Here is a 19,750-nt window from a genome sequence, read left to right as displayed (position 1 = left end):
ATTCTCTGCAACGACCATTGCGCATATCGCTTAACGCTGTCTAACATCCTGGCCGATGCCGGGTCAATGGTGAGCACCGGCGCCCACGGCCGACCAAGAGGAGCCCAGAGTGTCCGGATCCGCAGCCAGGACAGCCACCGCGGACGTCGTCTGCCTCGGCGAGTCCATGGTGACGTTCCTGCCCTCGCAGCCGGGCCGCCTCGCCGACGTCCCCTCCTTCAGCCGCGGCATCGGCGGCGCCGAGTCCAACGTCGCCTGTGCGCTCGCCGCCGCGGGCCACCGGGCGAAGTGGGTGGGCCGGGTCGGCGCCGACGGCTTCGGGGACCACCTCGTCGACACGATCGCCGGCTACGGGGTCGACACCTCGGCCGTGCGCCGCGACCCGGGCCGTCCCACCGGCATCTACTTCCGCACCGCGACGGACCGGGCCACCGACACCCACGAGGTGGCCTACTACCGGGCCGGTTCCGCGGCCTCCGCGATGTCCCCGGACAACGTCCCGTACGAGGACCTCCTCGCCGCCCGCATCCTGCACCTGTCCGGCATCACCGCGGCCCTCTCCACCGACTGCCTCGCCCTCCTGGAGAACCTCACCGCCCCGCGCGACGCCCGCCCGCTGATCTCCTTCGACGTCAACCACCGCCCCGGCCTGTGGCGCGACGGCGCGGCCGGGCCGGAGGTGCTGCTCGCCCTCGCCCGCCGCTGCGACCTCGTCTTCGTCGGTGAGGACGAGGCCGAGGAGGCCTGGGGCGTCCTCGGTACCGAAGCGGTCCGCGCGGCCCTGCCGGAGCCCTCCGTCCTCGTCGTGAAGCGGGGCTCGGACGGGGTCACGGTCTTCTCGCGGACGGACGACGGCACGGAGCGGGACACCGTCACCACCGTGCCCTCCCTCGGCGTCGACGTCGTCGCCGCCGTCGGCGCCGGCGACGCCTTCGCCGCCGGATTCCTCTCCGCCACCCTGCGCGACCTGCCCGTCCGCGACCGGGCACGGCACGGCCACCTCATGGCCGCCGCCGTCCTCACCGTCCCCGGCGACCTCACCGGCCCCCCGTCCCGCGCGTACGCCGACCGGCTCGCCGCCCTGGACGACGACGCCTGGGGCACACTTCGTCTCGGCCCCGGCTGGACACTCGCCGCCGGGGCGAACGAGGAGGTACGAGCCACATGAGCCAGACCGTCGACCGCGCGCTGAGCATCCTGCCACTGCTCGCCCAGGGCCCCGCCGACCTCGGCCAGGTCGCCGAGCGGCTCGGCGTCCACAAGTCCACGGCGCTGCGGCTGCTCCGTACGCTCCACGAGCACGGCCTCGTCTACCGGCAGGAGGACCAGCGCTACCGCCTCGGCGCGCGCCTCTTCGCGCTCGCGCAGGAAGCCGTCGAGAACCTCGACGTGCGCGAGATCGCCCACAGCCACCTGGTCGCGCTCAACGAGCAGTGCGGGCACACCATCCACCTCGCGGTGTACGAGGAGAACGAGGTCCTCTACATCGACAAGGTCGAGAGCCGCTACCCCGTGCGCATGTACTCGCGGATCGGCAAACCCGTCGCGATCACCGTCGCCGCGGTCGCCAAGCTGCTCCTCGCCGACCTCACCGAGCCCGAGCGGCGCGCGATCGCCGAACGGCTCGACTACCCCATGTACACGTCCCGTTCGGTCCCGAACGCCGGTTCCTTCCTCAAGGAGCTCGCCGTCGTACGCGAACAGGGATGGGCCACCGACCTCGGCGGCCACGAGGAGTCCATCAACTGCGTCGGCGCCCCCATCCGGGGCGCGGACGGGCGGGTCGTCGCCGCCATGTCGGTGTCCGCACCGAACGTGGTCGTCACGGCCGAGGAACTCCTCACCCTGCTCCCGCTGGTGCGCCGTACCGCGGACACCATCAGCCGGGAGTACTCCGGCACCACCCCCACCAAGAAAGCCTGAAGCACCATGACCGAGAAGACCGCCCTCACCCCCAGCACCCACACCACGCCGCCCGCGAAGTTCTCGCACGGCGTGAAGAAGGGCAACATCCTCCAGGTCGCCGGCCAGGTCGGCTTCCTGCCCGCCGTGGAGGGCCAGGCCCCCACCCCGGCCGGCCCCACGCTGCGCGAGCAGACCCTGCAGACCTTCGCCAACGTCAAGGCGATCCTGGAGGAGGGCGGCGCGAGCTGGGACGACGTCATGATGATGCGCGTCTACCTCACGGACGTCGACCACTTCGCCGAGATGAACGCGATCTACAACGAGTACTTCGAGGAGCAGGGCCTCAAGGCCCCCGCCTCCGCACGTACGACGGTGTACGTCGGCCTGCCCAAGGGCCTCCTCGTCGAGATCGACGCCCTCGCGGTCCTCGGCTGACCGTCGGGTCCGCCCGCCCCCCGACGCGCCGGACCGGTGATCCCGGAACTCCCGGGCAGCCGGCTCCCCGGAACCGCTCGCCTCACGGCGCGGCGCCCCGCACACGGGCGCCGTGCCGCGCTCCCCCCTGCCCCGAAGGACCCCGTCACCAACGGAGTTGACCGCTCATGCTGCTCGCCGCCGCCCCCGCACCCGAAGTGCCACCCCACACCGGTGGACTGCTCCTCCTGATCGGAGGGACCCCCGGTCTGCTGACCGTCGCCGCCCTGGGGATCGCGCTCCTGCTGTACCTGATCATCAAGGTCAGGCTGCAGCCGTTCGTCGCGCTGCTCGCCGTGTCCATAGCCGTCGGCCTGGGTGCCGGTCTCTCCGTCACCGAACTCTTCGGCACGGTCCAGAAGTCCGCCGCCGTCTCCGTCATCGAGTCGGGCATGGGCGGCATCCTCGGGCACGTCGCGATCATCATCGGCCTCGGCACGATGCTCGGCGCGATCCTGGAGGTGTCCGGCGGTGCGGAGGTCCTGAGCGCCCGGCTGCTGAACCTCTTCGGCGAGAAGCGCGCCCCGCTCGCCATGGGTCTCACCGGCCTCATCTTCGGTATCCCGGTCTTCTTCGACGTCGGCATCTTCGTCCTCGCGCCGATCGTGTACGCCGCGGCCAAGCGTTCCGGCAAGTCCGTCGTCCTGTACGCGATGCCACTGCTGGCCGGCCTGTCCATGACCCACGCGTTCCTGCCGCCGCACCCCGGACCGGTCGCCGCCGCGGGCCTCTTCAACGTCTCGCTCGGCTGGGTCATCCTGATGGGCGTCCTCGTCGGCATCCCGTCCGTCCTCGCCGCCTGGGTCTACGCGGCCTGGATCGGCAAGCGCATCTTCGTCGACGTACCGCAGGACATGGTCGAGGCGGCCGAGGAGTCCAGAGCCGCCGTCGTCGCCGAACAGCGCGCGGCCGGTGTCGCCCCGCACGAGAAGCCCGTCCCTCTCGGCACCGTGCTCGCGATCATCGGCACCCCGCTGATCCTCATCCTGGCCGCGACGTTCTCCTCCATCGCGCTGGACCCGTCCACGCTGCGCTCCGTCATCGAGTTCTTCGGCAACCCGTTCGTCGCGCTGACGATCGCCCTGTTCCTCGCCTACTACCTGCTGGGCATCCGGCGCGGCTGGTCCCGTAAGTCCCTCGAGTCGGTCTCGACGTCCTCGCTGAAGCCCGTCGGCAACATCCTGCTGGTCGTCGGCGCGGGCGGGATCTTCGGAGCCGTACTCAAGGGAAGCGGCATCGCCGACGCGCTCGCCGACACGTTCAACGACGTCGGTCTGCCGGTCATCCTGCTCGCCTGGCTGATCTCCGTCGTCCTGCGGGTCGCACAGGGCTCCGCGACGGTCGCGATCGTCACCACCGCCGGCATCGTCGTCCCGCTCGTCGAGGGCCAGGACATGTCGCAGGCCCACCTCGCGCTGATCATCATGGCGATCTCGGCGGGCTCCATCTTCGCCTCGCACGTCAACGACGGCGGATTCTGGATGGTCTCGAAGTACTTCGGCATCTCCGAGCGGGACACCCTGAAGACCTGGACGGTCCTGGAGACGGTCCTCTCGGTCGCCGGCTTCGTGGTCGCGGCGGCGCTGAGCCTGGTGATCTAGGAATCGCCCTGTGGCGCGCACGCCCCGTGACGGTGAACGGGGCGTGCGCGCACCCTTGTGCGATCCCATTCTTTACGCTTCGTTGATCGACATGGCGGAGACAAGCGGAACTACAGAGTCAGGGCCCGGGGCAGGCACCGGGCCAGGGACCGGAACGGCACCCGGGCAGTCGGGATCCGGCGGCCCCCGGAAGTCCAGCTGGAAGTACATCGGACCCGGCATCGTCGTCGCGGCCACCGGAGTCGGAGCCGGGGACCTGGTCGCGACGCTCATCGCGGGAAGCAAATTCGGCTACACCCTCATGTGGGCGGCCGTCATCGGCTGCCTGGTCAAGATCTCCCTCGCGGAGGCGGTGGGCCGCTGGCACCTCGCCACGGGCCGCACCCTCTTCGACGGCTGGCGCACCCTCGGCGGGTGGACCACCGGCTACTTCGCGGTGTACGTCGTCATCTGGGGCTTCGTGTACGGGGCGACGGCCATGTCCTCCAGCGCCCTGCCCATCGTGGCGCTGTTCCCCGACGGACCGGGCCTGAAGACCTGGGCGATCATCACCGGGCTGATCGGTCTGGTCTTCGTCTGGTTCAACCAGTACGCCGTCTTCGAGAAGGTCATGACGGTCCTGATCGGCGTGATGTTCGTCGTCGTGGTCTACGTCGCGATCCGGGTGGTACCGGACGTCGGAGCCTCCTTCGCAGGGTTGCTCCCCGTGCTCCCCGACGGCTCGCTCGTCTACACCCTCGGGCTGATCGGAGGGGTCGGCGGCACCATCACCATGGCGGCGTACGGGTACTGGGTGAACGCCAAGGGCTGGTCCGACTCCTCCTGGATGAAGGTGATGCGGATCGACAACCGGGTCGCCTACATCACGACGGGCATCTTCGTCGTCGCGATGCTCGTCGTCGGCGCCGAACTGCTGCACTCCTCCCAGATCGCCCTGACGAAGGGCGACCGGGGGCTGATCGACCTCGGCCAGGTCCTGGAGGACCGCTTCGGCGCGGGCACCGCGAAGCTCTTCCTGGTCGGCTTCTTCGCCACGTCGTTCTCGTCGCTCATCGGCGTGTGGCACGGCGTCAGCCTGATGTTCGCGGACTTCGTGGAGCGGATCCGGGCCGGCCGCGGTGACACCGGCACGCAGACGGCGGACGAGGGGGAGGCCGGCAGTGCGACGGTCGGGCGGCAGGAACGGTCCGTACCCTTCCGTGCCTACCTGCTCTGGCTGACGTTCCCCCCGATGACTCTGCTGTGGCTGGACGAGCCCTTCGGGCTGGTCATCGGCTACGGGGTCCTGGGCGCGTTCTTCATGCCGTTCCTGGCCCTGACCCTGATCTGGCTTCTGAACTCCTCCCGTACGCCCAGGGAATGGCGCAACGGCTGGCTCAGCAACGGCATGCTGGGCGGGGCGGGACTGCTGTTCGTCGTGCTGTGCGTCCAGCAGGTGCGTGACCTGCCCTGGTGAGCGCGGTGTAGAGGTACGTGACGACGCAGCAGCGCCACCGGGGGAGCGGTGGCGCTGCTGGTTCGTCGTCCTTACGGGGCGGTGGGGTCTACGGCAGCCCGTGGACGTGCGGGCCGACCGCGTTCGACCAGGCGTTGCCGGCGGTCGCGTCCCAGTTGGTCGACCAGGTCATCGCGCCGCGCAGGTCCGGGTAGGTCCTGGAGGGCTTGAAGGAACCGCAGGAGGTGCCCTTGGCCAGGCAGTCCAGAGCCGCGTTCACGACGGACGGGGCGACGTAGCCGCTGCCCGCGCCGCGGGTCGAGGCGGGCACACCGAGGCCGACCTGGGAGGGGGCGAGGCCGCCTTCCAGCTGGATGCAGGCGAGCGCGGTGAGGAAGTCCACCGAGCCCTGCGAGTAGACCTTGCCGTCGCAGCCCAGCATCGAACCGCTGTTGTAGTACTGCATGTTGACGACGGTCAGGATGTCCTTGATGTTCAGCGCCGTCTTGAAGTACTCGCCGGACGTCGACTGCATGTCGATCGTCTGCGGTGCCATCGTGATGACGAGACCGGAGCCCGCCTTCGCCGACAGGGAGCGCAGCGCCTTCGTCATGTAGGTGGCGTTGAGTCCGTTCTCGAGGTCGATGTCGACGCCGTTGAAGCCGTACTCCTGGATGAGCGCGTACACCGAGTCGGCGAACGCGGTCGCCGAGGCGTCGCTGTTGACGGCGACGGCCCCCTTCTCGCCACCCACGGAGATGATGACGTTCTTGCCGGCGGCCTGCTTGGCCTTGATGTCGGCCTTGAACTGGCTCACGGTGTAGCCGTTCAGTCCCGCCGAGTCCAGGTTGAAGGTGACGGCACCGGGCGTGGCCGTGGCGTCCGCGAAGGAGACGGCGACGATGTCGTAGTTCGCGGGGACGTCGCTGAGCTTCTGGACGGCGGCGCCGTTGTCGAAGTTCTGCCAGTAGCCGGTCACCGCGTGCTTGGGCACCGAGGTCGCCGGGCCGGGGCCCGGATCGGTGGCCTTGGACGTACGGCCGCTCACGGTGGCCGACTTGACGGACTCACCGGCCGCGTTGGAGGCACTCACGGAGAACTGGTACGCCGTGTCGGCGGACAGCCCGGTGACCGTCGCGGAGGTGCCGGTGGAGGTGGTCGCCTTCGTGCCGCCCCGGTAGACGGTGTAGCCGGTCGCGCCGGAGACCGCGTTCCAGGACAGGGCCACGGAGGAGGACGTCGTCGTGCCGACCGACAGCCCGGCGGGAGCGCCGGGGACCGCGGGCTCCGGGTCCGTTCCACCGCCGCCGTCGGGGCCGGTCACCTGGACGTCGTCGGCGACGTAGGGAGCCTGGCCGTACCAGCCGTGGGTGTAGACGGTCACGGAGGTGGTGGAGGGACCCGTGGTGAAGCCGGTCTTCAGCTGCGTCCAGCTGCTCGCGCCGGGCGTCCAGGTGGAGACGTCCGTCGTGCCCGTGCCGCTGACGCCGAGGTAGGCGTATCCACCCTGCATCCAGGAGCTGAGTGTGTAGGTGGAGCCGGGCTTCACGGCCACGGTCTGCGTGCACTTGGCGTTGTCCTGCCCGGCCGGAGTGGCCTTGAGGGCCGAGGTGCCGCCGTGCACGGGGGAGGAGACGGTGGTGCCGCTGCCGCCGGAACAGGTCCAGTTGGCGAGCCCGGACTCGAATCCGGCGTTCTTGGCCACGTTGACGTCGGCGGCCTGTGCGGCGCCGGAGAGCCCGGTGACGGCCAGTGCTCCTGCCGCGACGACGGCGACGGCACCGCCGAGGAGCGGCCGGACCCGGCGTCTTCTGTGCCTGCTGCTGCCTGCGGAGCGTTCCACTTGCTGCCTCCGGTGGGGGAGTTGGGGGTGCTGGCGGAGAACGGTGGCCACCGTTGGCCGATAAACTGGTCCAGACCAATCAAGTTGTCAAGACCTCTGGCGACACGGATGTGCGGGGCCGGGAGATCCGGGATGCCGGGCCCTCTCGGCGCTCACCTTCGGGTGACCGCTCGGTGGCTCCCGGGTAACACTCGCGCGGGTGACGAGGCCATGCACCGGTAATGTGACGGAGCGGATATCGCGGGGAGCCGGGGAATGCGCACCGAGTCCGCACTGACCTGCGCGGATGAATTCCGCCGGATTCCAAACCCGAGGGGGCGGGGTAACTCTGCGCAGTGGTACAGGAGTTAACGGCTCTGCTTTTCGTCCGATTTCGTACGGAGGCGTTGCGAACGCGTGTGCCGTACGACTTCGTACTGGGTTCCGATAACTGTTCTCTGCCTGGTATGACGTGGTTAAAGTGCTGGGGAAGAAGCACGGAGCAGGAGCGAAGTGCGGCCGGAGTCACCCCCGACGACGGCCGGTGCCGAACGGGGAAGAGCGTGCCGACCGCAATAGCAGTGACCAGTGCTGATCTGGTGCTACCGCCGACCGATCAGCAGACGCCCACAGCGGCCCATCTGCAGGCACCCGAAGCCCAGCCCCTCGACCTCGCGATCGGCGACATGAACCTGCTCCTGGAGCAGCACGGCCACGTGGTCGCGGTCTACCCCACGGGCATCAGCCCCGCCCACGAACGCAGGCTGCACGCCATCCGGTCCGTGCTGGAGAGCGACCGCATCGCCCTGCTCAAGGTGGACCTGCCGCCGCTGGGTGTGGCCGTACTGGTCCGTCAGCTACGGCAGTTGTCCATCTGCGACTTCAGTCCGGGGGTGGTGGCCTCGGCGGCGCGGCTGCTCACCCACTACATCCACGCCGGGGCCCTGCTGAACTCGGTGGCGAGGCTCGACCGGGTCCCCGTCAGCCTCAGGACGCACGCCAGGTCATGGGTGCCCGGCTCGATGTTCGCCGTACTCGCCGGTCCCAGCCCCCAGCTGATCAGGATCACTCCGGCCGCCGAACCACCGGCCGGACCTCCGTTCGCCACCCAGCTGCTGATCGCCAGGGGGCAGCTGGCATCCGACTGGGTCCAGGAGACCCTCGCCCCGGCCTGGGGGGTACAGGCCGTCCAGGAGTGCACGCTGCCCTCCGCCTCGCCCCACTGGTGGGGCACGGGGAAGGTGGTCGAGTTCGCCTCCTTCCTCCCGGACATCTCCGTGGTCTACCAGCTCGTCTCCTCCGTACGTCGGGAGAGGTGCCACTGGTGCGGAATGGAACTCATCGGCGACCGCTGCGGGTTCTGCTCCTCCCCGCTGGCACCGGCCGGGAACCGCGTGCCCTCCCCGCGCGCCCTGAGCCGGGGGGCGCCCGCCCCACCCGGCTCCTAGGGCGCCCGGGCTTTCCGCAGGCACCGCGCTCACCACCCTCTGTCCGCTGCTCCACGCACCCGAATCGAACGAGGTTGTCCGGTCCATGAACTCCCGCCAGCGCCGCGGCGTGATACTTCTGCTCCTCTCGGTCCTGTGCGCCTTCGGCGCCTTCGCCGGGGTGCTCTCGGTGATCAGCGACGTCAACTCGAAGGTCGGGCCCGAGGTCGACGCCTACCGGCTCAAGTCGAACGTGGCCCCCTACAAGGCGCTCACGGCCGATCAGTTCGAGAAGGTCTCCATGCCCGAACGCTGGCTGTCGGACAACGCTGTCAGGGACATCGACGAGGTCGACGGCAAGATCGCCGTGACCCAGCTGCGGAAGGGTTCCCTGATGCAGTCGGACATGATGGTGAAGAGCCCCGAACTGCGCCCGGGGGAGCAGGAGATCGCCATCATGATCGACGCCGCGACGGGAGTGGCGGGCAAGATCCGGCCGAACGACAGGGTGAACATCTACGCCACCTTCGCGGGCGAGCAGGACGGTGCGGCGTCCCAGTCCAAGGTGATCGTCTCCAACGCGAAGGTCCTCGACGTCGGTGAGCTGACCGCGCTGGAGCCGAAGAGGGACGACAGGAACCGGGCGTCGGAGGCCGTGCCGATCACGTTCGCCCTCAACACCGTCGACACCCAGCGCGTCGCCTATGCGGAGTCCTTCGCCCAGCACGTCCGTCTCGCACTGATCGCTCCCGGCAGCGACGGCACCATCAGCCCGGGTGACCGGACCTACACGCTCGACAAGGACAAGTGAGGATGGGATGACCACCAGAATCCTCCCGGCCGTCGGTGACGCCGACGCGGCCAGGTCCGTGACCACCCTGCTGAGCCAGCTGCCCGACGCGGAGCCGGCCGCGCCGGTCGGTGACTCGACGCAGCTCATCGACACCCTCGCCCGCCTCGCCGGCGAGGCCGTCGAGGAACTGCCCGAAGTCGTGCTGGTGCATGAGCTGATCGGCCCGGTGCCCGCCCTGGAGCTGATCCGTGAGGTCTCCCTCCGCTTCCCCGCCGTAGGGGTCGTGCTGATCACCACCGACGCGAGTCCCGGGCTCTTCGCCGCGTCCATGGACGCGGGAGCGCGGGGACTGGTCACCCTTCCCCTGAGCTACGAGGAACTCGTCAACCGTGTGCAGGCCGCCGCGCAGTGGTCCACGGGTGTACGGCGTCACCTCGGCTCCGGCGGCGATGTGTTCACCGGGCCCGGCGGCACGGTCGTCACGGTCAGCGGGGCCAAGGGCGGGGTCGGGACGACCGTCACAGCCGTACAGCTGGCCCTCGCCGCACAGGCCTCCGGGCACAGCGCCGCGCTCGTCGACCTGGACCTCCAGGCCGGCGACATCGCCGCCTATCTCGACGTGCAGTTCCGGCGTTCCGTGGTCGACCTGGCCGCCATCGCCGACATATCCCCGCGGGTCCTCTCCGACGCCGTCTTCTCGCACGACACCGGTCTGGCGCTGCTGCTGGCGCCCGGGGAGGGCGAACGCGGCGAGGAGGTCAGCGACCGCTCGGCCCGCCAGATCGTCAGCGCCCTGCGCTCGCGCTACGAGGTCGTCGTCATCGACTGCGGCAGCCAGATGAGCGGGGCCAACGCCGCGGCGATCGAGATGGCCGACACCGCGGTGCTGGTGACGACCCCGGACGTCGTCGCCGTACGGGGTGCCAAGCGCATCGTGCGGATGTGGGACCGGCTCCAGATCCGCAAGGCCGAGGAGACGCTCACACTCGTCAACCGGTTCAACCGCAACACGGAGATCCAGCCGGCCCTGATCCAGCGGATCACCGGGACCCGGATGGCGGGCACGGCGGTACCAGCCAACTTCAAGGAACTCCAGGGGGCGGTGGACTCCGGCCGGATGCACGAACTGGACCCGCGCTCCAGCGTGAAGCAGGCCCTCTGGGCCCTGGCCGGGGAGCTCGGACTCGTGAAGCCCTCCCCGGGTACGGAGTCCCGCGCGGGCACGCCGCGCGGCGACAGGGGCTCGATCGGAGGCCGCAGGCGCAGGGGTGGCACGACCGGCGGGGGAGGCCGGACGTGAAGGGGCACGGGGGAGAGCCGGGCGGGATACGAACCCGGCTGCGCGACGAACGCGGCCAGCTGAGCGTCGAGTTCACGGGGATGGTGCCGATCATCCTGGTGACGCTGGTGCTGCTCTGGCAGGCCGTGCTGGTGGGCTACACGTTCACCCTGGCGAGCGGCGCGGCGGACGAAGGCGTACGCAGAGCGGTCGCCGCGGACGCCGGGGAACGGCAGAGCCGGTGCGAGGCGGCGGTGAACGAACGGCTTCCCGGGGCCTGGGAGGGACCCGCGGAGATCGACTGCGGTGGCGGAGGCGGCGCGAGCGACGTGGTCACGACCACCGTCACGCTGAAGGCCCCCGTCCTGTTCCCGGGCTTCGCCAGCCTCCCCGTTCCCGTCACGGCGAGGGCCGGCGCGGCCGCGGAAGGGAAGTGACGTGCCATGAAACCCGTACGGGACTCACGAACGGCCGGGCCGGGAAGGGGCCGGGCCCCGGGTCAGGGCATGCGCGGTGACCACGGGTCCACCGCAGTCGAGTACCTGGGCTTCCTCCCCGTCCTCATCCTCATCGGCCTCGCCGGCATCCAGCTCGGCCTGATCGCCTACACCGCGCAGCAGGCGGGCACCGGCGCGAGGGCCGCCGCCCGCACCGCCGCGCAGGAGGAGGTGTCCGGGGCCTACGCACAGGTCGGCAGGGCCTCCATGACCGGCTGGGTCGCGGAGCGGTCCCGGATCTCGGCGCCGTCCGGCGGTGACGCGGTCACGGTCACGGTGACGGTCACCATCCCGGACGTCCTGCTCGGACTGCTCGGCGACCGGACCGTCGAGAAGTCCGCCACCATGCCCCGCGACGACTGAGCGCACCCCATCCCATCCGAGGAGTACCGCCCATGAGCCTGCGGGCACGCATCACGGCCCCCGAGGAGCGCGGAGGGGGACGGGAGGACGGCCACCTGGTCGCCACGTACCGCGCGAAGCTCCTCGAGGAGATCGACCTCGCGGAGATGTCCTCGCTGGCCGCCACCGACCGCCGGGCCCGGCTGGAACGCGTGCTGGGCCACATCATCAGCCGCGAGGGGCCGGTCCTCTCCACCGCCGAGCGCTCCCAGCTCATCCGGCGGGTCGTCGACGAGGCGCTCGGGCTCGGAGTACTGGAACCACTCCTGGAGGACGCCTCCATCACGGAGATCATGGTCAACGGACCGGACCAGATCTTCGTCGAGCGCGCGGGCAGGGTCGAGCAGCTCCCCATACGCTTCGCCAGCCACGAGCAGCTCATGCAGACGATCGAGCGCATCGTCTCCACGGTCAACCGGCGCGTCGACGAGGCCAATCCGATGGTCGACGCCCGTCTCCCCAGCGGTGAACGCGTCAACGTCATCATCCCGCCGCTCTCCCTCACCGGCGCGACGCTCACCATCCGGCGCTTCCCCAGGTCCTTCACGCTCCAGGAGATGATCGGCTTCGGCTCGCTGGACCAGCAGATGCTGCTGCTGCTCGCCGGCCTCGTCCAGGCCAGGTTCAACGTGATCGTCTCCGGTGCCACCGGCACCGGGAAGACCACGCTGCTCAACGCGCTCTCCGGACTCATCCCCGACGGCGAACGCATCGTCACCATCGAGGACTCCGCCGAACTCCAGCTCCAGCAGAACCATGTGATCCGGCTGGAGTCGCGCCCCGCGAACGTCGAGGGCAAGGGCCAGGTCACCATCCGCGACCTGGTCCGCAACTCCCTGCGCATGCGTCCGGACCGCATCGTCGTCGGTGAGGTCCGAGGCGGGGAGGCACTGGACATGCTCCAGGCGATGTCGACCGGCCACGACGGTTCGCTCGCCACCGTGCACGCCAACAGTGCCGAGGACGCGCTGATGCGTCTCCAGACCCTCGCGTCGATGTCCGAGATCAAGATCCCTTTCGAGGCGCTGCACGACCAGATCAACAGCGCGGTGGACGTGATCGTCCAGCTGACCCGGCACGCCGACGGCACCAGGAAGGTCACCGAGATCGCGGTGCTCGACTCGCACGGGCGCGCCCCCTACCGGATCGTCACCGTCGCCCGGTTCGCGGCCCGGCCGATGGACGTCGACGGCGTGGTCCACGGCGAGTTCCAGGCCTTCCCGCTCCCGCGTCGTGTCGCCGACCGGCTCTACATGGCCGGACAGCCGGTCCCCCAGGCCTTCGGGGTCGCGCCGTCAGACGAATACCTCGCCACCCGAGAGGCCGGATAGGTACCCCGACATGGACAATCTCGCACCGCTCACCATCGGTGTCACGCTGCTGTGCTGCGTACTCGGCGTCATGGGCCTGCACGCGTACACCTCGGGCAAGGCCCAGCGCGAGGCCCTCGTCGACCGGCTCACCTCCACGGGGCAGACCGAGAGCGGCCCGCAGCGCCGCTTCCGGGGGCTCGACCGCCGCCTGCGCCGTACGAAGCCGGGCAGGAGGATCGAGCTCAAGCTCGCCGCCACCGGCCTCGACGTCACGCCCGGCGAGTACGTCCTCTACGTCGTGGCCTCGGTGGCGGCCCTGTGGCTGGTCGCCGCCTCCGTCCTCGCCTCGTTCTTCGGACCGCTCGCCGGAATCTCCGCGATCTGGGGTGCCAACACCTTCCTGAACTGGCACCGCGCCAAACGCACCGAGGCCTTCATCAGCCAGCTGCCGGAGATCTCACGGGTCCTGGCCAACGCCACCCAGGCAGGTCTCTCCCTGCGTACCTCCATCGCCATGGCCGCCGACGAGCTCGAGGCGCCCGCAGGCGACGAGCTCCGCATCGTCGCCGACCAGCTGGGCGTGGGCCGCACCCTCGACGACGCACTGGACGAGCTCGCCACCCGCCTGCCCTCCCGCGAACTGGTGGTCCTCGTCGCCACGCTGATCCTCTCCAACCGGGCCGGAGGCCAGGTCGTCTCCTCGCTGCGCAACCTCACCATCACCCTGGAGGAGCGCAAGGAGACCCGGCGCGAGGTCCGCACCCAGCTGTCGCAGATCAACGCCACCGCCTACGCCGTCCCGGCCATCGGCGTCGGCGCGATGCTCCTCGTCAACGCGATCCTCCCCGGAGCGCTCGACCGCATGACGGGCTCGCTCGCCGGCCAGATCGCCGTCATCGTCTCGCTCGGCCTCTACGCCGTCGGCTTCATCGCCATCCGCCGCATTTCCAAGATCGATATCTGAGGAGGGGACCGGTATGGAACTGCTGCTCGCTCTCGTCGTCGGCCTCAGCGTGCTCGGCGTCTTCAAGGGCGTACGGATGTACCGGGCCGAGGCCACCCTCCCCGGTGACCTCGCCCTCGCCCTGGAGGTCGGCTCGACCCGCACCACCGCGGTGGGCTCCGGCATCGACCGGCTCGGCATGCGCTGGGCGCCCCTGGTGCTCCGCGCGATGGGGCCGAAGCGGGTCAACGAGAAGCGCCGCAAGATCGACATGGCCGGCAACCCCGGCGGCCTCACCATCGACCGCTACGCCGCCCGCCGGGCCGTCTACAGCGCCCTCGGAGGCTTCGCCGCCTTCGTGATGCTCACCAGCGGCCAGATCTTCATGGCACTGCTCATGGTCGCCTTCGGCCTGTTCTGGGGCGAGGTCGGCATCTGGGCCGCCGTCCGCAAACGCAGGGACGACATCGACCGCACCCTTCCCGACTTCCTGGACGTCCTCGCCGTCGTCGTCTCCGCCGGACTCGGATTCCGGCAGGCGCTGGACCGGGTGTCGGAGAAGTACAAGGGACCGTGGGCCGACGAACTCCGCATCACCCTCAGGCAGATGGACATGGGCGTCAGCCGCCGCCAGGCGTTCGACGAACTGCGCAGGCGCAACGACTCCGAACAGGTCGCCATGTTCGTCACCGCACTCCAGCAGGGCGAGGAACTCGGCGCCCCGATCGTGGACACCCTCATCGCCATCGCCAACGACATGCGCCGCACCGACGCGCAGAACGCCCGGCGCAAGGCGGCCAAAGCGGTCCCCAAGGCGACCCTGATGGTCACCACCTTCATGATCCCCGCGACCGTGCTCCTCATGGGCGCCGCCATGCTGCTCGGATCCGGCACCGACTTCGGATCCCTCACGGGGGAGTGAGCGACCAGCCGATGCGCCTCTCCCTGCAGCCGGAACCCGAACCCACGGACCCCCGCCACACCCTGTCCACCCCTGCGGGCCCCGCACCCACGGTGTCCATCCAGGTCAACGCCCTCCAGGCGATGGCCCGGCAGGTCTTCCTCTTCCGGCTCGCCATGATCACCATCGGCACCCCGCAGGCCGTCGGCAACAGCGCCCCCGGCCTTGCCGCCTGGCTGGTGGGATCAGCCGTCGTGGTGACCTTCGTCGGCTCGTACGCCCTCTACCGAGACTGGGAACGCTTCGGGCCGCTCCTCGTGCGCTACCCGCTGCTCCTCGCGGTGGACACGGTCTTCGGCGCGCTGCTCCTGTTCACCGCCACCCCCGAATCGACCCTCGGCTACGCGGTCGTCTGCACACCGCTGCTCGCCGGACTGCTCTACGGCTGGCGGGTCGCCGGCATCTTCGCCGCAGTCCAGTGCCTGATCCTGGCAGCGGCGTACGGCGTCGACCACCACCCGCAGTCGAGCCCGGCCGACGTGCTCCTCCTCCCCGTCTTCTGCGTCCTCGCGGGAGCCGCCGGTGTCGCCCTGCGCAATCTGATGCTCCGGGTCGGAGCGGCGAGCCAGGCACTGACGGAGACCAGGGCCCGCCTCGCCGTCAGTGTCGCCGTCGAGGACGAACGCGCCCGGCTCGCCCGCGAGATGCACGACTCCGTCGCCAAGACCCTGCACGGCCTGGCCCTGGCCGCCGACGGCCTGGCCCACTCCTCCGGGCACGCGGACCCGCTCACCGTCAGACACCAGGCGGAACTGGTGGCCAGATCCGCACGCCGCGCCGCCGCCGAATCCCGTGAACTCCTCTCCGACCTGCGCCGCGACTCCGGGCTGGACGGAGGTGTGGACCTCATCACGGAACTCCGCGGCAGGACGGAGGACTTCGAGCGGCGACACGGGGTGGACACGGTGTTCCGCACCCTCGGCGACACCCCGGTGCCCCCGGTACCCCCGGTCGTGGCCCGACAGCTGCTCACCGTGGCCTCCGAAGCGATGGAGAACGCCGGCCGTCACGCCCGGCCCACCTACCTCGTCGTCCTCGCGGGCGTCAAGGGCGACGTCCTGCGCGTCAGCGTGTACGACGACGGCAAGGGGCTGCCCACCGGGCTCGCCCTCGACGACCTGAGGCGGGCCGGTCACTTCGGGCTCGTCGGCATGGTCGAACGCGCGGCCTCCATCGGAGCCCGCATCCGCATCGGCAAGGGGCGGGCCGCCAAGGGAACCGAGGTCCGCGTGGAACTGCCGACCGCAGCACTCGCTCCACCCGGGACGGCGGCACTCGCTCCAACCGGGACGGGGGCGCTCGCTCCACCCCCGACGGCGGACGCGGACCCCTGACGGAGTGTGTACGTCGTCCGAATCGCGCCCCTCCCGCCCCTCCGCCCCCGTACCTTCGTCACCACGACACCTGAGAGGAGGTCGCAGAATGCCGGACGACGTCTCCCGTACGCCGGGCCAGGACCGGGCGGCACGGAACCACTTCCGGCGCACGTCCTCGCACGACACCCCGCTCGGCACGGAGCCCAGCTCCCCCGCATTCCCGGCCACCCAGCTCCCTGCGGGCCCCGGGCAGCCGGTGCCCGCGTTCCCTACCGCCCCCGACACGACGGCCCCCGGGCCCCTGCGGGTCGTCGTCGCGGACGACAACCCCGTGGTCCGCGCAGGGCTCGGGGTCCTGCTCGGCGGCCGTGCCGACATCGATGTCGTGGCGGAGGCGGCCGACGGGCGCGCGGCGTACGAGGCCGCCGTACGCCACCGCCCGGACGTCATCCTGCTCGACGTACGGATGCCCGGGGTGGACGGCATCTCCGCCCTGCCGCACCTGGTGCAGGTTGCACCCGTGATGATGCTGACGTACAGCCGCGAGAGCGACATCGTCCACGAGGCCCTGCGCCTGGGCGCGGGCGGCTACCTGGTGCACGGCGAGTTCACCGCTGACGAACTCGTCCAGTCCGTACGCGACACGAAGAACGGCCGGGCCCCGTTCACCGCCACAGCGGCAAACGCGCTCCTCGCCCATATGCGCCAAGGGGCGGACCGGCAACCCGGGCAGCTCGCGGAGAGGCTCGGAGAGGCAGGGGCGACGGGCGGCCCGCGCCGCGGGCCCGGCTTCCCGGCACCACTCCCGGAGAGCGGCGCGGACGCCGCGCCGACGCCGACGCGGGCCCCGCCGCAACCCACAGGACATCCGCGAAGCCTTTCGCGACTGCAACCCGCTGTGGCACAGTCTTCGTCTGACAGCGGACCCGTCCGACCGCCGACACCCAACAGACGGCAGTACCACCTGAGTTCGAGGGAGGCGGAGGTCATGGAGCTCATCTCCTCGGGCATGAACAACCAGCAGATCGCCGCCACCTGTTTCATCAGCGAGAAGACCGTCAAGAACCACATCAACAGGATCTTCACCAAGCTGCACAGCAGCAGCCGCAGTGAGGCGATAGCCCGTTGGCTCGGCACGGCACCGGGCTCGGGTCCTGGACCGAGGGGGACAGACAGCCATGGCTGAACGGGGGAGGGGCCCCGCGACGGGTGCGGTACGCGCGGGACTGCGGGCTCAACGACCGTTTTGGGCCCGGGATTGGGTCCTGGGGCCCTCGGCCGGAGGAGCCGTTCCGGCGTACATTGCTCCGGTCGGCTCGGACACCGGCCAGGGGGAAGCCGGTTCCCGAGGCGGCACCGCAGAGACACACGCGCCGGCCGGCCGTCGGTCGGCCGGACCCGGAGGGGAACACCATGAGCAAGCTGATGCTGAAGGCTTCCGTCAACGCCAAGGTGTGGGCGAACACGTCGGTGGAGCGCATGAAGGCCCGCGGGGACCGGGGGCAGGGCGCGGTGGAGTACCTGGGCATCATCGTGGTGGTGGTGGCGATCATCGGGGTGCTGATGCTGACGAACATCGGTGCGGCGATCGGTGGGGCCATTACTACGCAGATCGCCAAGATCACTGGCGGCAAGTAGGAGCAAGGCAGAAGCGCGAGGCAGGGCAGGCTTTCCCCATCTACATCATGGTGGTGGCGGGCCTGCTCTTCCTTGCGTTCGCCTACTTCGCCGTAGGTCAGGCGTCGATGAAGAAGAACGAGGCGCAGACAGCCGCGGACGCGGCGGCGCTGGCAGCGGCCACCGACGCCCGCGATCAGCTGAGCTGGCCCGGGGTCTTCGACCTGGACAAGTGGGACGACCTTCTGAGCGGGCGCGGAGCCGGCTCGGACTCGTGTGGTGCCGCCGACTGGCTGGCCGCTGAGAACGACGCCAGCACGATCGACTGTTTCGCCGAGGATGTGCCGGAGACGTCGTACACCGTCACGGTCGAGACCAACAAGCCTGTCGGCGACTCGGCGATCGCCATCACGAAGACCGCCAAGGCCAAGGCCACCGCGCGAGCGGTGATCGAACCTCGATGCCGCGTCGAAGAGGACACGCGTCCCGAGCCAAGTCCGGCCGAGGAGAGCGACAACGACGACGACACGGGGCAGGGCGAGGAGCAGATGGCGTACAAAGTCGTCTGCGATGACGCAGACTTCGACGACTTCGACATCGACCCGGAGCATCTCGATCTGCTGCCGGACCTGGCAGACCTTTTCTCCGTCCACCTGGCCGACAAGTAGATGATCGACACCGAGAGGACACGCCGATGCGTGCAGCCATGACCCGGATTCGTCTCAAAAGGGCTGCTGCAGCCGCCGCTTCCGTAGCCATGGCTGTCGTCCTGACAGCTTGCGGGGGAGGCGACGGCAAGGACGATCAGTCGGACGGCGAGCAGAAGCAGCCCAACGCTTCGGCGTCACAGCAGCCTAAATCGCCGGACACGCAGGAGAGCCCTGAAACGTCGGAAGTGATTGCCAGCGTGAAGGGGCCGGGAGAGATCGACCTTGTCATCAATTCTGCCCAGCGTGACGCAGGTGGATTCGTCACCGTCAGGGGCAGCGTCACGAACGGCTCGAAACAGCAGTTCACCGCCGTGGGTTGGCAGGGGGCCGAGGAGGAGATGGTTGGCAACGGGGCATCAGTTGCCGGGGCCTCTCTCGTAGACCAAGCAGGGAAGAAGCGATACCTGTCCTTGCGGGACACGGATGGCAGGTGCCTCTGTACTCAATTCACGACGGGCATCGCACCCGGAGCCACGACACCGTTCTTCGCTCAGTTCCCCGCCCCGCCAGCAGGCACCACCGATGTCGACTTCCAGATCCCGACCATGCCCACCGCGACGATCAAGATCTCCGGGTGATGGCCGCCATGCAGCCACCCACCCCCACCTCCCGAGCATCACGAGGCGCGCTGCGCCGCCGTGTCGGACTCTGCGCCGTCGCCACGGTCGTCGTCGGCACCTCGGCGCTCTGGGGCACGGCCTCCGCGACGGCGGACGACAATCCCACCGACGTCCCCAGCGCCTCCCCGCCCGTCGAGGTCGACGCGAACTCGCCCGGGCTGATGCTCGGTGACGGCGCGACCCTCGGCGATGTCCGCGTCCTCGACATCAAGTCCGTCGTCGAGGACCTCGGCGGCGAGGAACGCCGCGAGGACACCAACGTCGACATCACCTTCGCCCTCCAGGCCGAGGTCCTCTTCGGCAAGGACAGCGCGAAGCTGAGCGGCGCGGCCAACGCCCGTATCGTCGCGATCGGCGAGGAGATCAGGAACCAGAACGCCACCACGGTCCGCGTGTTCGGGTTCACCGACGATCTGGGCTCCTCCGCGCACGGCGACGTGCTCTCCAAGAAGCGGGCCGACGCCGTCTCGGGAGTTCTCTCCCCGGGTCTCCCGAACGTCACCTTCGAGATCCGTGGCTACGGGGAGGAGTATCCGATCGCGAGCAACGAGACCGAAGAGGGCCGTAAGAAGAACCGCCGCGTGGAGGTCACCTTCCAACGCACCAGCGGTTCGTAGAGCCGGCAGAGACCTGTC

19 protein-coding genes and 1 pseudogene are annotated in these 19,750 nt (G+C 69.9%); 19 read left to right on the top strand and 1 reads right to left on the bottom strand.

The window, feature by feature from the left end; translation table 11 throughout:
* Positions 1-109: 109 nt before the first annotated feature.
* The 5 genes from ABZ441_RS05045 (at position 110) to ABZ441_RS05025 (ending at position 5,436) form a co-directional block, all read left to right on the top strand.
* Positions 110-1,168, top strand: coding sequence for a sugar kinase (locus ABZ441_RS05045; RefSeq protein ID WP_358968494.1), 1,059 nt, complete (start codon positions 110-112; stop codon positions 1,166-1,168).
* Positions 1,165-1,923 (top strand): IclR family transcriptional regulator, encoded by a 759-nt coding sequence (locus ABZ441_RS05040; protein WP_205018567.1) that lies wholly within the window; start codon positions 1,165-1,167, stop codon positions 1,921-1,923. The genes ABZ441_RS05045 and ABZ441_RS05040 overlap by 4 nt, the downstream gene beginning before the upstream one ends.
* Before the next feature lie 6 nt (positions 1,924-1,929).
* Positions 1,930-2,340 (top strand): RidA family protein, encoded by a 411-nt coding sequence (locus tag ABZ441_RS05035; RefSeq protein WP_358968490.1) that lies wholly within the window; start codon positions 1,930-1,932, stop codon positions 2,338-2,340.
* A gap of 167 nt (positions 2,341-2,507) precedes the next feature.
* On the top strand, positions 2,508-3,980 hold the full coding sequence (locus ABZ441_RS05030) for a gluconate:H+ symporter (protein WP_358968487.1): 1,473 nt from the start codon (positions 2,508-2,510) through the stop codon (positions 3,978-3,980).
* A gap of 91 nt (positions 3,981-4,071) precedes the next feature.
* Positions 4,072-5,436, top strand: coding sequence for an Nramp family divalent metal transporter (locus tag ABZ441_RS05025; RefSeq protein WP_358968484.1), 1,365 nt, complete (start codon positions 4,072-4,074; stop codon positions 5,434-5,436).
* 88 nt (positions 5,437-5,524) lie between these two features.
* On the opposite strand, the gene ABZ441_RS05020 is transcribed toward ABZ441_RS05025, so the two are convergent.
* A complete protein-coding gene (locus ABZ441_RS05020) occupies positions 5,525-7,258 on the bottom strand; it encodes a glycoside hydrolase family 18 protein (protein ID WP_358968481.1) in 1,734 nt (577 codons plus the stop codon).
* 560 nt (positions 7,259-7,818) lie between these two features.
* Here ABZ441_RS05020 and ABZ441_RS05015 point away from each other — a divergent pair.
* The 14 genes and pseudogenes from ABZ441_RS05015 (at position 7,819) to ABZ441_RS04950 (ending at position 19,732) form a co-directional block, all read left to right on the top strand.
* On the top strand, positions 7,819-8,685 hold the full coding sequence (locus tag ABZ441_RS05015; RefSeq protein WP_358968478.1) for a hypothetical protein: 867 nt from the start codon (positions 7,819-7,821) through the stop codon (positions 8,683-8,685).
* An 85-nt stretch (positions 8,686-8,770) separates the two neighbouring features.
* The gene (cpaB, locus tag ABZ441_RS05010) at positions 8,771-9,475 is read left to right on the top strand and encodes a Flp pilus assembly protein CpaB (protein ID WP_358968475.1); all 705 of its coding nucleotides are present in this window, start codon (positions 8,771-8,773) and stop codon (positions 9,473-9,475) included.
* Positions 9,476-9,482: 7 nt separating this feature from the next.
* A complete protein-coding gene (locus tag ABZ441_RS05005; protein ID WP_358968472.1) occupies positions 9,483-10,757 on the top strand; it encodes an AAA family ATPase in 1,275 nt (424 codons plus the stop codon).
* Entirely contained in the window at positions 10,754-11,173 is a 420-nt protein-coding gene (locus ABZ441_RS05000; protein ID WP_358968470.1) for a pilus assembly protein, read from the top strand. Before ABZ441_RS05005 ends, ABZ441_RS05000 begins: the two co-directional genes overlap by 4 nt.
* 69 nt (positions 11,174-11,242) lie before the next feature.
* A complete protein-coding gene (locus ABZ441_RS04995; RefSeq protein WP_358968467.1) occupies positions 11,243-11,596 on the top strand; it encodes a TadE family protein in 354 nt (117 codons plus the stop codon).
* Between the two features lie 32 nt (positions 11,597-11,628).
* Positions 11,629-12,966 (top strand): CpaF family protein, encoded by a 1,338-nt coding sequence (locus ABZ441_RS04990; protein WP_358968464.1) that lies wholly within the window; start codon positions 11,629-11,631, stop codon positions 12,964-12,966.
* A gap of 10 nt (positions 12,967-12,976) precedes the next feature.
* Complete coding sequence (locus tag ABZ441_RS04985) at positions 12,977-13,912, top strand: type II secretion system F family protein (RefSeq protein ID WP_358968461.1); 936 nt, start codon at positions 12,977-12,979, stop codon at positions 13,910-13,912.
* A gap of 13 nt (positions 13,913-13,925) precedes the next feature.
* Positions 13,926-14,813: a DUF5936 domain-containing protein gene (locus ABZ441_RS04980; protein ID WP_358968458.1), complete on the top strand. Its 888-nt coding sequence runs from the start codon at positions 13,926-13,928 to the stop codon at positions 14,811-14,813.
* Positions 14,814-14,824: 11 nt separating this feature from the next.
* Positions 14,825-16,186, top strand: a complete 1,362-nt coding sequence (locus ABZ441_RS04975) for a histidine kinase (RefSeq protein WP_358968819.1) — start codon at positions 14,825-14,827, stop codon at positions 16,184-16,186.
* 88 nt (positions 16,187-16,274) lie between these two features.
* Entirely contained in the window at positions 16,275-17,354 is a 1,080-nt protein-coding gene (locus tag ABZ441_RS04970; protein ID WP_358968455.1) for a response regulator transcription factor, read from the top strand.
* A 227-nt stretch (positions 17,355-17,581) separates the two neighbouring features.
* Positions 17,582-17,806: a hypothetical protein gene (locus ABZ441_RS04965; RefSeq protein WP_205018582.1), complete on the top strand. Its 225-nt coding sequence runs from the start codon at positions 17,582-17,584 to the stop codon at positions 17,804-17,806.
* 35 nt (positions 17,807-17,841) lie between these two features.
* Positions 17,842-18,453: pseudogene (locus tag ABZ441_RS04960) on the top strand (pilus assembly protein TadG-related protein); the annotation flags it as partial.
* A gap of 26 nt (positions 18,454-18,479) precedes the next feature.
* A complete protein-coding gene (locus tag ABZ441_RS04955; RefSeq protein WP_358968451.1) occupies positions 18,480-19,073 on the top strand; it encodes a hypothetical protein in 594 nt (197 codons plus the stop codon).
* A gap of 8 nt (positions 19,074-19,081) precedes the next feature.
* The gene (locus tag ABZ441_RS04950) at positions 19,082-19,732 is read left to right on the top strand and encodes an OmpA family protein (protein ID WP_358968447.1); all 651 of its coding nucleotides are present in this window, start codon (positions 19,082-19,084) and stop codon (positions 19,730-19,732) included.
* Positions 19,733-19,750 lie beyond the last annotated feature (18 nt).

Origin of the sequence: Streptomyces sp. NPDC005752 (assembly GCF_040630715.1) — a bacterium.
GTDB lineage: Bacteria > Actinomycetota > Actinomycetes > Streptomycetales > Streptomycetaceae > Streptomyces.
Note: the sequence above shows the minus strand (reverse complement) of the source record. Positions and strands in the feature narration are given on the sequence as shown.